Annotated in this window: 13 protein-coding genes; 6 read left to right on the top strand and 7 right to left on the bottom strand. The window is 61.6% G+C overall.

Features of this window, described 5'->3' with window-relative positions; genetic code table 11:
• Positions 1 to 241: 241 nt before the first annotated feature.
• Genes pgeF through lgt form a run of 3 tightly spaced genes read right to left on the bottom strand, consistent with a single transcriptional unit; the run spans position 242 to position 2,933 of the window.
• Positions 242 to 997, bottom strand: a complete 756-nt coding sequence (gene pgeF / locus LOM8899_RS00215) for a peptidoglycan editing factor PgeF (RefSeq protein ID WP_093990160.1) — start codon at positions 995 to 997, stop codon at positions 242 to 244.
• Positions 994 to 2,052: a class I SAM-dependent methyltransferase gene (locus tag LOM8899_RS00210; protein ID WP_093990159.1), complete on the bottom strand. Its 1,059-nt coding sequence runs from the start codon at positions 2,050 to 2,052 to the stop codon at positions 994 to 996. Before LOM8899_RS00210 ends, pgeF begins: the two co-directional genes overlap by 4 nt.
• On the bottom strand, positions 2,049 to 2,933 hold the full coding sequence (lgt, locus tag LOM8899_RS00205) for a prolipoprotein diacylglyceryl transferase (RefSeq protein WP_093990158.1): 885 nt from the start codon (positions 2,931 to 2,933) through the stop codon (positions 2,049 to 2,051). Before lgt ends, LOM8899_RS00210 begins: the two co-directional genes overlap by 4 nt.
• A 106-nt stretch (positions 2,934 to 3,039) precedes the next feature.
• Here lgt and LOM8899_RS00200 point away from each other — a divergent pair, with 106 nt between their 5' ends.
• Complete coding sequence (locus LOM8899_RS00200) at positions 3,040 to 3,282, top strand: accessory factor UbiK family protein (protein WP_093990157.1); 243 nt, start codon at positions 3,040 to 3,042, stop codon at positions 3,280 to 3,282.
• Between the two features lie 193 nt (positions 3,283 to 3,475).
• On the opposite strand, the gene LOM8899_RS00195 is transcribed toward LOM8899_RS00200, so the two are convergent.
• The gene (locus tag LOM8899_RS00195) at positions 3,476 to 4,513 is read right to left on the bottom strand and encodes a M42 family metallopeptidase (protein WP_211096149.1); all 1,038 of its coding nucleotides are present in this window, start codon (positions 4,511 to 4,513) and stop codon (positions 3,476 to 3,478) included.
• Positions 4,514 to 4,829: 316 nt separating this feature from the next.
• Here LOM8899_RS00195 and LOM8899_RS00190 point away from each other — a divergent pair, with 316 nt between their 5' ends.
• The 4 genes from LOM8899_RS00190 to LOM8899_RS00175 all read left to right on the top strand — a co-directional run bounded on the left by LOM8899_RS00190 (position 4,830) and on the right by LOM8899_RS00175 (position 7,518).
• The gene (locus LOM8899_RS00190; protein ID WP_093990156.1) at positions 4,830 to 5,333 is read left to right on the top strand and encodes a type III secretion system chaperone family protein; all 504 of its coding nucleotides are present in this window, start codon (positions 4,830 to 4,832) and stop codon (positions 5,331 to 5,333) included.
• Between the two features lie 91 nt (positions 5,334 to 5,424).
• Complete coding sequence (proC, locus tag LOM8899_RS00185) at positions 5,425 to 6,234, top strand: pyrroline-5-carboxylate reductase (protein ID WP_093990155.1); 810 nt, start codon at positions 5,425 to 5,427, stop codon at positions 6,232 to 6,234.
• Complete coding sequence (locus LOM8899_RS00180) at positions 6,227 to 6,565, top strand: tRNA-binding protein (protein ID WP_093990154.1); 339 nt, start codon at positions 6,227 to 6,229, stop codon at positions 6,563 to 6,565. The genes proC and LOM8899_RS00180 overlap by 8 nt, the downstream gene beginning before the upstream one ends.
• Entirely contained in the window at positions 6,562 to 7,518 is a 957-nt protein-coding gene (locus LOM8899_RS00175; protein WP_093990153.1) for a 2-hydroxyacid dehydrogenase, read from the top strand. The genes LOM8899_RS00180 and LOM8899_RS00175 overlap by 4 nt, the downstream gene beginning before the upstream one ends.
• On the opposite strand, the gene LOM8899_RS00170 is transcribed toward LOM8899_RS00175, so the two are convergent.
• Positions 7,515 to 8,096, bottom strand: a complete 582-nt coding sequence (locus LOM8899_RS00170; RefSeq protein ID WP_093990152.1) for a thymidine kinase — start codon at positions 8,094 to 8,096, stop codon at positions 7,515 to 7,517. The two genes, LOM8899_RS00175 and LOM8899_RS00170, sit on opposite strands and share 4 nt — an antisense overlap.
• Positions 8,097 to 8,272: 176 nt before the next feature.
• On the opposite strand from LOM8899_RS00170, the gene LOM8899_RS00165 reads away from it, so the two are divergent.
• The gene (locus LOM8899_RS00165; protein WP_093991327.1) at positions 8,273 to 8,725 is read left to right on the top strand and encodes a hypothetical protein; all 453 of its coding nucleotides are present in this window, start codon (positions 8,273 to 8,275) and stop codon (positions 8,723 to 8,725) included.
• A gap of 38 nt (positions 8,726 to 8,763) precedes the next feature.
• Here the strand turns inward: LOM8899_RS00165 and carB are convergent, their stop codons facing one another.
• The gene (gene carB, locus LOM8899_RS00160) at positions 8,764 to 12,093 is read right to left on the bottom strand and encodes a carbamoyl-phosphate synthase large subunit (RefSeq protein ID WP_093990151.1); all 3,330 of its coding nucleotides are present in this window, start codon (positions 12,091 to 12,093) and stop codon (positions 8,764 to 8,766) included.
• Between the two features lie 81 nt (positions 12,094 to 12,174).
• Positions 12,175 to 13,395, bottom strand: a complete 1,221-nt coding sequence (locus tag LOM8899_RS00155; protein WP_093990150.1) for an SAM-dependent methyltransferase — start codon at positions 13,393 to 13,395, stop codon at positions 12,175 to 12,177.
• Between the last annotated feature and the right edge of the window lie 47 nt (positions 13,396 to 13,442).

Raw genomic sequence — 13,442 nt, 5'->3', positions numbered from 1 at the left:
TGGGGTCGTGTGTTCTGCCCCATTGCGGCTGATCCTGACCTCCGCCTGCGGCAGGAGTTTGACGGTATCGTGGTAAATTGCCGGGCGGGCGAACTGGCACTCGGCGTCTGCGGCGAAATGGCCGGGGCGACCCCGAGGCTCGCAAAACTAGGGCGATTGTTCACCAAGGGGCGGTAACGAACGGTAGGATGCAGGGATTGTTTCCGATGCCACGGCACATTGCCGCCGCAATCGTGCCGAATTACAGCCGGATGGCTGCAATCAACCGGCCGTAGTCGGCTTCGCGGGCATGTGTGGTCCGGCGATAGCTGAAAAAGCGCGACGGTTCGGAATAGGTGCAATGGCGGGTCCATTCCGCATGGCCGACACCAGCCGTGCGCAGCCGCCAAAGAGCAAAGCCGGGCAGGTCGAACTGCATCCGGTCGCCTTCGCCATTGGCAAAGAAGCGGGCCGCTTCGTGGTCCTCTGCCAGAAAGGCATCAAGGAACTCGGGGCCGACCTCGTAAGCGCGCTGGCTGATCGTCGGTCCGATCACGACGGCGATCCCGTCGCGGTCGGCGCCCAGCGCCTCCATCGCCTCGATCGTGGCTTCGAGGACGCCGCCCAAGGCGCCTTTCCAGCCGGAATGGGCCGCGCCAATGACCCCGGCGTCCTTGTCTGCGAACAGGACCGGGGCGCAATCGGCGGTCAGCACCGACAGGGCCACACCCGGTGTCGCCGTGACCATCGCATCCGCCGGGGGGCGCTCCTCGCGCACATCCGTCACTGTGACGACATCTGCGGAATGGATCTGATGAACCCCGGCAAGGGCCTCCGGCGAGACTCCCATCGCCTCGGCCACGCGGGCGCGGTTGATGCCGATGGCCTCTTTCTGATCAGAGCTGCCATAGCCGCAATTCAGCCCGGAAAACACGCCTGACGAGGCACCGCCCGACCGGCCGAAAAAGCCGTGGCGCAGGGGGCTGAGCGCGTCCGAGGTGATGATATCGAGCGTCATGGTTCCAATCCGGGCGGTGGCGCCGCTGTCGAAGGGGTCAGGCCGATTACCTTGAACAGGTGACCCATCTCTGCCGGGTGGGTCAAGCGCCGATGCGCGGCGATGTGGGTTTCAAGGGCCGGGCCGGACAGTTTCGCCGCCAGCGCCTCGGCCCTTTGCGTGATCCCGAGGCGTTCGAGAAACACGCCCTGCGGGGTCAGCCGGGTGAACTTGGCGGGGGACGCCGCGAGGGCCAGCGCCTCGAAGTCGACCTGCGCGGTCAAGTCCGCTTGGCCGGGGGCGCTCAGCGGATCGACGTGACCATGCCGGGCAACGGCCTGAAAGGTATCGCCCTGACTGCGCCAATCGCCGTAGTCGATAATCAGCGCCGCACCGCCGTGCGCCTCGATCTGCTGCCCGATCCGGTTGGCGACGGCCTGCCCGGGGGCGCAGGTCTCGACGATGTCGCCGGGCTTGGTGTCCTCCAGCCGATGTTCCAACCGGGCAATGGGTGAGGGGCTGGTCAGCCCGTAGGCCAGGGTCCCGTCCTGCACACCCACCACGCATTCAGACCAGCCGCCTTCCGCCCTCTGGAACTGACGGATCGGCAGCGCATCGAAGAACTCGTTGGCAATCAGGAACAGCGGCAGATCGGGAAGACCCTCGATACTGTCGTGCCACGTGGCCTGCGGCACCCGGTCGGCCTGCGCTTGGCGCAAGACGGGCGAAGCCTCGACCAGATGCACCTGAGCAACGGCATGAAACCCCGGCACCCCCTTGGTCGCGCGAAGCACATCGGCCATCAAGGTGCCGCGGCCCGGTCCAAGCTCGGCCAGAGCGATCGCGGCGGGCTTTCCCTGATCCTTCCAGGTCTGTGCAAGGCACAGGCCAATCAACTCGCCGAACATCTGGCTGACTTCCGGGGCCGTGGTGAAATCCCCTGCGGCCCCCAATGGGTCGCGGGTGCTGTAATAGCCGTGCTGAGGATGCAGCAGGCACTCCGCCATATAGTCGGACAGCGGGATCGGCCCGGTGCGGGCAATCCGCGCGATCAGCTGTTCGGCCAGCGGGGTCATGCGCGACGACGGGCGATCACGATGACGGCAATGCCCAGCACGATCATCGGCAGGGTCAGGGTCTGGCCCATGGTCAGGCCGACGCCGTCAATGTGAAAGGCAAGACCCAGCGGGTTGCCCGGCCCCTGAAACTGCTCGTCGGGCTGGCGGACGAACTCCACGAGGAAACGGGCGATGCCATATCCGGCAAAGAACACCCCCGACAACAGCCACGGCGTCTTGAAGGCCCCACGCCGAAACGCCAACCACAGCATCACGGCAAGCAGGACCACACCTTCGAGGAGCGCCTCGTATAGCTGCGAGGGATGGCGGGCACACATCGTCGTCGCGGTGGCACAGGCCTGTGCAGCCTCACCGGGAAAGATCACGCCCCACGGCAGAGTGGTCGGACGGCCCCACAATTCGGCATTGATGAAATTGGCGAGGCGGCCAAGCAGGATCGCCGGCGGCGCCGCCAGCGCGACCGTGTCGGCAAGCGAGCCGAGAGTGATGTCGTGGCGGCGGGCAAACAGGAATATCGCGACAACGACGCCGAGAAAGCCGCCATGAAACGACATGCCGCCTTCCCAGATGATCGGGATCTGCGTCGGGTTCGCAAAGTAGTAAGTCGGGTTGTAAAACAGGACATAGCCCAAACGACCGCCCGCAATCACGCCGACCACGATCCAGGTCAGCAAGTTCTCCAGCTGTTCGGGCGTCGCGGCGGGCACAGCGCCGCGCCACAGGGCAGGGCGGCGCACGGCGGCCACGGCGATGCGCCATCCGATGATGATGCCGACGATGTAGGCCAGAGCATACCAGCGCAGCGCGAATTCAAACCCGCCCAGGGAGATCGAAAAGATCTCGGGCGAAATCGGGGGGAAGGGGAGGCCAGTTTGCATGGGCATGATCTCTGGCCTTCGGCTGCGACGAAGTCAACCAACCGCCGTGGCTTGTGAACAAGAGCAACGCGCCCCATATATAGGGCAACCATGACCGGAGGCTGACATGCAGACCCGCAACAAGATTTTCGACGACCTTGGCCAATTGATGACGAACGCCATGGGCGTCGCACAGGGGGCCAAGGATGAGGCGAACACCGCGCTCAAATCCATGATGGACCGCTGGCTCGCCGACCGTGATCTCGTCACCCGCGAGGAATTCGACGCGGTGCGGACGATGGCGCAAAAGGCACGCGAAGAAAACGCAGCACTCTTGGCCCGGATCGAAGCCCTCGAAGCCAAGGGCTGACTGCAACACCGCCCGACCGGCCCGCTTCTTTTGGCCCAAAATACGGCGGGGGGAGCGAAGCGGGGGGCAGCGCCCCCTGACGCTCACCCCCACTCTGCCAACAGCGCCGTGCGCAAAACGCGTGCAGGCGGCCGCCCGACCCGGGCCAAGGCACCACCTTCTTCCCGGGGCGCCCGGCCTCGCGGATTTGTCGTCAGAACGTCTCCAGATAGGCGGTCAGAATATCCTGAGCGGCCTGTAGATCGGATTTGTGGATCATCTCGGTCACGGTATGGATATAGCGGGTGCCGACCACGATCCCGATGGCGCGGGCACCGGCAGCGGCTTGCTGGACGGCAGCCCCGTCCTGACCACCGGCGGCCAGCATGGTGCGCTGGTAAGGGATGCCCTTTTCGACGGCCAATGCCTCGATCTGGCTGACGAGCGCCTTGTCGGCGATGAAGCTCGAATCGCGGACATGCAGACCAAAGCCGTCGCCCTGCTTGGTGGTGCGGAAATGCTCCGGCACGCCGGGCGTGTCACAGGCCAGCGTCGTATCCACGCCGATGCCGATGTCCGGCTTGATGCCATAGGACGAGGTGCGCGCACCGCGCAGGCCGACTTCCTCCTGAACGGTAAAGACAACGGTCACCTCGGCGCCGCGGCCCTTGTCGCCGAGGGCGCGAATGGCCTCGATGCCCAGCCAGCAGGCAATCCGGTTGTCGAGCGCCTTGGACACGATTTTGTCGCCGATCTCGATGAAGGGTTCGTCCATCACCACGAAGTCACCGACCTTGACGTGATCGGCCGCCTTGTCGCCCATGCCGATGTCGATGACGAATTCGGTGACCTCGGGGATCTTCTTGCGATCCTCCGCCGAGGCGATGTGCACCGGCTTGCCGCCGGGGTTCATCACGCCCTTGAGGTCGCCCTTCTCGGTGCAGACCAGAACCCGGCGCGAGAACAGGTTGCGCGGGTCGAAACCGCCGACCGGCTGCACATGGATAAAGCCCTTTTCGGTGACGTGGCTGACCAGAAACCCGATCTCGTCCATATGGCACATCAGCGCGATCTTTTGCGGATCCTTGACCGAGGGATCGGCCTTGCGCGTGCAGATCAGGCTGCCCATCGGGTCGGTGCGGATGTCGTCGAACAGGCTGGACGCCTCGTCGGAAATCAGGGCGCGGACGCGCTCTTCGTTGCCGGGAACACCGGGGGTTTCACATAGCTTCTTGAGCAGGTCGAGGTTCATCTGGAGGATACCTTTCGTTGTTTGCGCATATCTTGAGGGGGTGCGCCACAGGTTGCAATGGGGGGCAGTCCCCGGCACATGTCGGGAAAACGACACCGACGCGATACCGACGGCAGAACGATGTGATATCCGACGCCGGAAACGACGTCTTTTTGGCCTTACGGGCGGTTTATCCCCAAGAAATGACTTTACAGAAGCGGCCAGCGGCCCCACGATATGTTGTAGGAACGGAAAGAAAACCATACCCGTCCTAGAGCAGTCACCGAGCGCTTGACCCTGGCAGGGTAACCAGCGCCACAAAGAACGAGGCCCCGTCATGGCATTGACTGAGCACTATATCGACTCTGATGAGCTCCATCCCATTGATGTTGTTGAAAACATTGCGGAACTTCACGAGTGGGAGTTCGATCGGATTGCCGATGATCAGATCGCGATGGCCGTCGAAGGACAGTGGCGGACCTATTCGATCACCCTCGCGTGGTCGGCCTTTGACGAAACCCTGCGTCTGATCTGCACTTTCGAGATGGAGCCTCCCGAGGAAAAGATGGGCCGGGTCTATGAAATGCTCAATTCCGTCAATGACTTGTGCTGGTCCGGTGCCTTCACATGGTGGGGTGAGCAGAAGCTGATGGTCTACCGCTATGGCCTCGTTCTGGCCGGTGATCAGGTCGCCGGCAGCGAACAGATCGACACGCTTATCAAGGCCGCGGTGGTCAGCTGTGAGCGGTTTTACCCCGCTTTTCAACTGGTTACCTGGGGCGACCGGACGCCGGACGAGGCGCTTCAAATCGCCATGGCCGAGGCCTACGGTCGCGCCTGAGAGCATGGTGGGCTTGACCCACAATTCCAGATGGGTTTCCTAGGTCGTTGAGCCGCCAGATCGGCCCCAAAACACGTAAACGGAGACCCCGATGTCAGAATTGTCCGAACGCGGCCTCGTCCTATTGGGATGCGGCAAAATGGGCTCGGCGATGTTGCAGGGATGGCTGGGCAACGGGCTGCCCGCTACGTCTGTCTGGGTGCTGGACCCAAATCCCTCTGACTGGCTGCTCTCGACAGGGGTCCATATAAACAAGGACTTACCAGACGATCCCGCCGTTGCGCTGATCGCGGTCAAGCCGCAGATGATGGGCGATGCATTGCCCCGGTTGCGGGCGCTCGGGGCCGGTCAGACGCTTTTTCTGTCCGTTGCCGCGGGCACTCTGATCGCGTCATTCGAAGCCGTATTGGGCGCTGAAAGCCCGATCATCCGGGCAATGCCGAATACGCCTGCGGCCATTGGCCGGGGCATCACGGCGTTGATCGGAAACGCAACCACCACCGAAGCGCATATGTTGCTGGCCGAGGGGCTTTTGCAGGCTGTCGGCCAGACTGTTCGCCTCGAAAACGAAGGGCAGATGGACGCCGTGACGGCCGTGTCCGGCTCTGGCCCGGCCTACGTGTTTCACCTGATCGAAACCTTGGCGGCCGCAGGCGAGGCCGAGGGACTCGCACCTGATTTGGCTATGGCCTTGGCCAAGGCGACCGTTGGCGGGGCCGGGCAACTGGCTGAATCTGCTGATGAATCCCCTGACGTGCTGCGCCGCAATGTGACCTCTCCGAATGGCACCACCCAAGCGGCGCTCGAAGTTTTGATGGACGCGGAGACCGGGTTTCCGCAACTACTGCGGCGTGCGGTCCATGCCGCCGCGCAAAGATCTGAGGAACTCTCCCGTGGATAACATCAGCTATGACTACTTTCAGAAAGTCGACGTTCGTGTCGGCCGGGTCACCCGCGCCGAGCCCTATCCCGAAGCGCGCAAACCGGCGATCAAACTCTGGATCGACTTCGGCGGTGAGATCGGAGAACGTCGGTCCTCCGCTCAGATCACGGCGCATTATGATCCCGAAACACTGGTTGGCCGGCAAGTGATGGCCGTGGTCAACTTCCCACCCCGTCAGATCGGCAAGTTCATCTCAGAGGTTCTGGTTCTTGGCTTGCCTGACGAGAATGGCGAGGTTGTATTGACCGTCCCGGACCAAGAGGTCCCCCTTGGAGGCCGTTTGCATTGAAGCGTTTGCTCATCACCCGAACCTTGCCCGATGCGAACCACGCGTTCGCGCAATCGCATTTCGATACGACGTTGCGTTCGGACGTCGCCGGCCTGACCGAGACTGAGGCGGCCGAGGCCTTGTGCAACTACGACGCGATCCTCCCGACTCTCGGAGATGCGTTCACGGCAAAAGCCTTTGAAATGGCCGGCGAAAACCTGCGCTGCGGCGTGATCGCCAATTTCGGTGTCGGGTATAATCACATCAACGTCGATGCCGCCAAGGCCGCCGGTGTGAAGGTGTCGAACACACCCGATACCGTGACCGATGCGACGGCCGACATCGGGATGACCCTCATCCTGTCTGCGTGCCGGCGGGCAGGTGAGGGCGAGCGTATTGTGCGTGCGGGCGAATGGATCGGCTGGGGGCCGACGCAGATGCTGGGAACGCATGTGACCGGCAAGACCGTCGGCATCGTCGGCATGGGCCGCATCGGGCAGGCTGTCGCCCATCGGTGTCACTATGGCTTCGGCATGCCGGTGCTCTATTTCAACCGCTCGACCAAATCGGTCGAAATGCCGGCCCGTCAGGTCGAGAGCTTGCATGATCTGATGGCGCAGTCCGATATCGTGGTCGTCACGGTGCCGGCGAGTGCCGAAACCCAGAAGATGATCGATGCGGCTGCGCTGGCCGCAATGAAGCCGACCGGAATCTTCGTCAATATCGCCAGAGGGGACGTGGTCGACGAGGAGGCGTTGATCGAAACCCTTCAGGAGCGCCGCATCGCCGGTGCCGGCCTCGACGTCTACGTCAAGGAACCATACGTGCCAGAGGAACTGCGTGCCTTGGAGAATGTGGTTCTGCTGCCGCATCTGGGCACCGCCGCGCTGGAAGTGCGCGAGGCCATGGGGCAAATGGCGCTCGACAATATCATGGCCTGGCAAGCGGGCAAGCCGTTACCACAGGCGGTCTAGCGGTCTCCGACAGCCTCTCGCCAGTGCCGGCGGCACAGGGACAGGTAGCGCTCGTTGCCGCCGATCGCGACCTGATCGCCGTCGGTAAGCACCTTGCCGTCGGGGCCCTTTCGCACGACCATCGTGGCCTTACGCCCGCAATGACAGATTGTGCGCACTTCACGCATCTCGTCAGCGAGTGCCAGAAGTGTGGCAGATCCCGGGAACAACTGACCGCGGAAATCCACGCGCAGACCAAAGCACATGACCGGAACGCCGAGGTCGTCGACGGCGCGTGCGAGTTGCCAGACCTGCTCGGGTTCGAGGAACTGGGCTTCGTCGACAAAGACGCAGGCGCATGGCCCGCTATCGAGGCGGTTCTTGATCTTGGCAAACAAGTCCTCGGCGTGATCGTAGGTGTCGGCGTTTTCGCCAATGCCGATGCGGCTTTCAATTCTGCCGTGGCCAGCCCGATTGTCGAACTGCGCGGTGAGCAGGTAGGTCTGCATCCCGCGTTCGATGTAGTTGTGTGACGCTTGAAGAAGCACGGTCGACTTACCGGCGTTCATCGTGGAGAAATTAAAGTAGAGCTTTGCCATGTGCGAACCGATACTCTGCCCGGCCTGCAAGCTGCAAGACTTGGAAAGCGAGATATCCGGCGTTATGACAAAAAGGGTGGGCCGGTTTGGCAATGACAATCCGGCCATATGGAATTATTGAAACATATGGGGACGTTTCTCTGACCGAAGCGGCCATTGAGGATCAATGTGGGGCACTGGACGTGAACGGTTATTTGAAGAAACACACAGAGGCTTTGGTTAAGGATGTGGGTATCGAAGCTGCCTGCAAGCTGACTGGCAAGTCCAAGGCAACGTTGGGCCGCTACTATTCGATGGATGATGATCACTCGGATCGCTTCATGCCGGTCGATGCCGTTGCCGCCCTGGAAGCGGCCGCAAGCTATCCGCATGTGACGGCGGCCTTGGCTGAACTGCGCGGTGTATCCGTGTCGGGTGAGGAGATGACGCGCCGGAACAGCAAGGGTGGTATCAATTCCGACGTCATCACCCTGAGCCAGCGCTTTGCCATGTTGATGGCGGAATACAATCTCTCCATCGACGATGGCGTCATTTCCATCAACGAAGCGAAACGGCTTCTCAGAGAGACGCTCGAGCTGCAGAAAATCCTCGTCGAGATGAAGCTGCACCTCGAAGAAGAGGCGGGCTGAGCGCCGCCTCTCTCTGGTTTTCTATGTCGTGACTGGTCTTAGCCCTGCAGGGACCGAACGCTGATGTCCCCGTCTTCGCGGGCGACGATGGCCAGTGCCGATGCCTGAGCCGCCGCTGCTGTCGTGAAATAGGGGATCTTGTCATACAGCGCGACGGCCCGGATTTCACGGGAGTCTTCGACCGCCTGTGCGCCTTCGGTCGTATTCCAGACCAGGGCGACGTGCCCATCTTTCAGCCTGTCGACGATGGTCAGCCCGCCCTCGTAGACCTTGTTGACCGTTTCGGCGGCCACCCCGTTCTGGGTGAGCCATGCCGCGGTACCCCGCGTTGCGAGGAACGTCATTCCAAGCGCCTGCAGTGATTGCGCTGCGGTCAGCATGTCGGGCGTCTTGTCTTCATCGCGGATCGAAATGAAGACGCTCCCCTCACGTGGCAACTGCGTGCCGGCACCCATCTGCGCCTTGAGGAAGGCCCGGGCGAACGACCTGTCCCAGCCCATGACCTCGCCGGTGGAGCGCATTTCTGGCCCGAGGATCGTGTCCACACCGGGGAACCGGGCGAAGGGAAGAACGGCTTCCTTGACCGAGAACCAGGGCATGTTGGGATCGGCCAGCGTCATCGGGTCGGCGTAGGGCAGGGGTGTGTCGTAGCTGACGTCCTGATACGGCGCCCGCATGGGGAAGTTCGACAGTGGTTCGCCCGCCATGAGCCGCGCCGCGATGGACGCAATCGCCGAATCCGTCGCTTTGGCGACAAAAGGCACGGTCCGGGACGCCCGTGGATTGACCTCAATCAGATAGACCTCGCCGTCTTTGACCGCGAACTGCACGTTCATCAGGCCGACGACGTTCAGCGCCAGCGCCAAGGCGTTGGTCTGGCGCAGGATCTCATCCTGGATCTCGCGGCTAAGCGTGTGGGGCGGGAGGCAGCATGCGCTGTCTCCTGAATGGACGCCTGCCTCTTCGATATGCTGCATGATGCCCGCGACATGTGTGTTCTGCCCATCGGACAGGCAATCCACATCGACCTCGACGGCGCCCGACAAATAGCTGTCGAGCAAAACGGGGCTGTCGCCCGATACCACTACGGCCTCTTTGATATAGCGCTTGAGGTGGTCCATATCGCGCACGATTTCCATCGCCCGACCGCCGAGCACATATGACGGGCGGATCACCAGCGGGAAGCCGATGCTTTCCGCGATGTCGAGCGCCTGCTGATCGGTGGAGGCAATCCCGTTGACCGGCTGCTTCAGGCCCAGTTTCTGGACCAGTTGCTGGAACCGCTCGCGGTCTTCGGCAAGGTCGATCGCGTCAGGTGTCGTCCCGAGGATCGGAATGCCGGCCTCTTGCAGAGCGTTTGCCAGCTTCAGCGGAGTTTGGCCGCCGAATTGCACGATCACGCCATGCAGGTGGCCGTTGGCCTGCTCGACCCGCATGATCTCCATCACGTGCTCGAAGGTCAGCGGCTCGAAATACAGCCGGTCCGACGTGTCGTAATCGGTCGACACGGTCTCGGGGTTGCAGTTGACCATGATTGTCTCATAGCCCGCGGCGGTCAGCGCATAGCAGGCGTGGCAGCAGCAATAGTCGAACTCGATCCCCTGACCGATCCGGTTGGGGCCACCACCAAGGATGACCACCTTCTTGCGGTTGGACGGACGGGCTTCACATTCGACGTCGCCCATGACGGGCGTCTCATAGGTCGAATACATGTATGGTGTCTGCGCCTCGAATTCGGCGGCACAGGTGTCGATCCGCTTGAAGACAGCAACGACTCCCAGTTCTTGCCGGGCACGACGCACCTGACCTTCGTCGCGACCGGTCAGAGTGGCCAGTCTCGCGTCGGTAAAGCCCATCATCTTGAGCTTGCGCAGGGCCGCTTCGTTCAGTGGCAGCCCGTTCTTGCGGATATCGGCTTCCGCATCGATGATCTCGCGGATACGGGCGAGGAACCAAGGGTCGAACTTGGTGACTGCGATGATGTCGTCGTTCGTCAGACCATGACGCATGGCCTGCGCAATCACGCGCAACCGATCAGGGGTGACCTGAGCAAGTGCCTTGGTCACGGCGACTTTGTCGGGCGCGCCGGGGATCTCGACTTCGTCAAATCCGGTCAGCCCGGTTTCCATCGATGCCAGTGCCTTTTGCAGGCTCTCATGGATTGTCCGCCCGATGGCCATCGCTTCGCCGACGGATTTCATGGCGGTCGTCAGATAGGGCTCCGAGCCGGGGAATTTCTCAAAGGCAAACCGTGGGATCTTGGTGACGACATAGTCGATCGTCGGTTCGAACGACGCGGGTGTCACTTTGGTGATGTCGTTGTCCAACTCGTCGAGCGTGTAGCCGACGGCCAGCTTCGCGGCGATTTTCGCAATCGGGAAACCCGTGGCTTTCGACGCCAGCGCAGAGGACCGCGACACACGGGGGTTCATTTCGATCACCACCATGCGTCCATCGGCCGGGTTGATCGCCCATTGCACGTTGGAGCCGCCGGTCTCGACACCGATCTCGCGCAGGACCGCGATGGATTGGTTGCGCATCACCTGGTATTCTTTGTCTGTCAGGGTGAGGGCAGGGGCCACGGTGATGCTGTCGCCCGTATGCACGCCCATCGGATCGACGTTTTCGATGGAACAGACGATGATCGCATTGTCCGCCTTGTCGCGGACAACTTCCATCTCGTACTCCTTCCAGCCCAACAGGCTCTCGTCGACAAGGATTTGCCCGACAGGTGACGCCTCCATGCCAGAGCGGCAGAAGTGCTCGTATTCCGCGCGATTGTAGGCCACGCCACCGCCTGTGCCGCCAAGGGTGAAGGCCGGGCGGATGATGGCGGGCAGGCCGACATATTCGATGGCGTCGATGGCCAATTGGAGGCCCGCCTTGATATCACGTTTTCCGTCCGGGCCCTTGGGGGCGGTGACGATGGTGGCCTTGGGGTTTTCGATCCCGAGCCGGTCCATGGCTTCTCGGAACAGTTTACGGTCTTCGGCCATCTCGATGGCCTCGCGCTTGGCTCCGATCATTTCGACGCCAAACTTTTCAAGGACGCCCATATCGGCCAGCGCCAGCGAGGTGTTCAGCCCGGTTTGCCCGCCCATGGTAGGAAGCAGAGCGTCGGGGCGCTCTTTCTCGATGATCTTGGCGACGACCTCGGGTGTGATCGGTTCGATATAGGTGGCATCCGCGAGACCCGGATCGGTCATGATCGTTGCCGGGTTCGAGTTCACGAGGATGACCCGATAGCCTTCTTCACGAAGGGCCTTGCAGGCCTGAGCGCCCGAGTAGTCGAATTCGCAAGCCTGACCAATAATGATAGGGCCCGCGCCGATAATCATGATCGACTTGATATCATCACGTTTTGGCATAGCCGCGCCCCCATATATGCAAATTAGCCGCGTTATAGGCATGGCGGGGCTGGGCGCAAGCGGCAACGGAGCGATTCTGACCTATCCCTCGGAAAACCTCGTCTCATTCGGCTCAAGCAGGTAGTCTCTGGTCAGTGGGACGGCAGCCTGATCGTGGGCGATCTGAAATTGAAAGATCACATTTCCCATATGGGTGAAGCCGATTTCGGAGGCGGCCAGGTAATACCGCCACATTCGGACGAACCGATCGTCATACATGGAGCGGACCGTTTCGACGTTGCGTTCGAAATTGTCCGACCAGTGGCGGATGGTTCGGGCGTAGTGCAGGCGCAGCACTTCGATGTCGGTGATAATCAGGCCCCGCTTTTCCACCTCGCTCAGCACTTCGGACATTGCGGGGGTGTAGCAGCCGGGGAAGATGTATTTGCCGATCCAGGGTGCCGTCACGTTCGGCGGGCCCGAGCGGCCAATCGTGTGCACCACGGCGACGCCGTCAGCCTTCAGGTTTTCGTGCATCTTGCGAAAGAACGTCTGAAACTGGGGTCGACCGACATGTTCGAGCATTCCGACGACGACGATGCGGTCGAACTGCTCTTTGACATGTCTGTAGTCCATCAACCGGAAATCGATAAGATGATCGAGACCTTCGGATTTTGCGCGTTGTTTGGCGTAGGCGAGTTGGACCTTCGAGAGGGTGACCCCCACGACGTTTACACCGTAATCGCGCGCCAGTGTGAGGGACAATCCACCCCAGCCAGAGCCGATATCCAGCACTCGCATTCCCGGCTCCAGCCGCAGTTTGCGCGCAATCAGGTCTTTTTTGGCGATCTGGGCGTCATCGAGCGACAAGTCGTCGGACGGGTAGTAGGCGCAGGTATACTGCATGTCCTTGTCCAGCCAGAGTTCGTAGAAATCGGTGGACAGATCGTAGGTCAGCTCAACGTTCTTGCGAGAGGTCACCAAGCCGTTGTGCTGATTGATCCGTCGCATCGCGCGTTTGAGCCATGGAACGACCCGGCCGAACCGGCCGAAACCTGTGGCCTGGGCGTTCGTGACTGCGAAACCCAGAAATCCCCGCAGGTCGTCGTTTTCGATGGCAAGATGGCCGTCCGAATACGCCTCGCCAAGGGCAACCTCCGGATTGAGCACAAGGGATCGGAAGTCCGTATTTGGGGTGAAGCTGATCGCCATGTCCGGGGCGCCCGATCCGTGGCTCGTGACGCTTCCGTCAGGCCAAGTGATTGTCAGAGTGCCTTTTCTGATGGTCTTGCCGATAAAACGCAGAAGTAGTTTTTGCCACATGCTGCTCTCGTTGATGCCTTTACTCAATAAGGGTCAGGCTAACTGCC

This window comes from Flavimaricola marinus (assembly GCF_900184895.1).
In the GTDB taxonomy this organism is placed as follows: domain Bacteria; phylum Pseudomonadota; class Alphaproteobacteria; order Rhodobacterales; family Rhodobacteraceae; genus Flavimaricola; species Flavimaricola marinus.
This window is presented reverse-complemented; position numbering and strand designations above follow the sequence as displayed.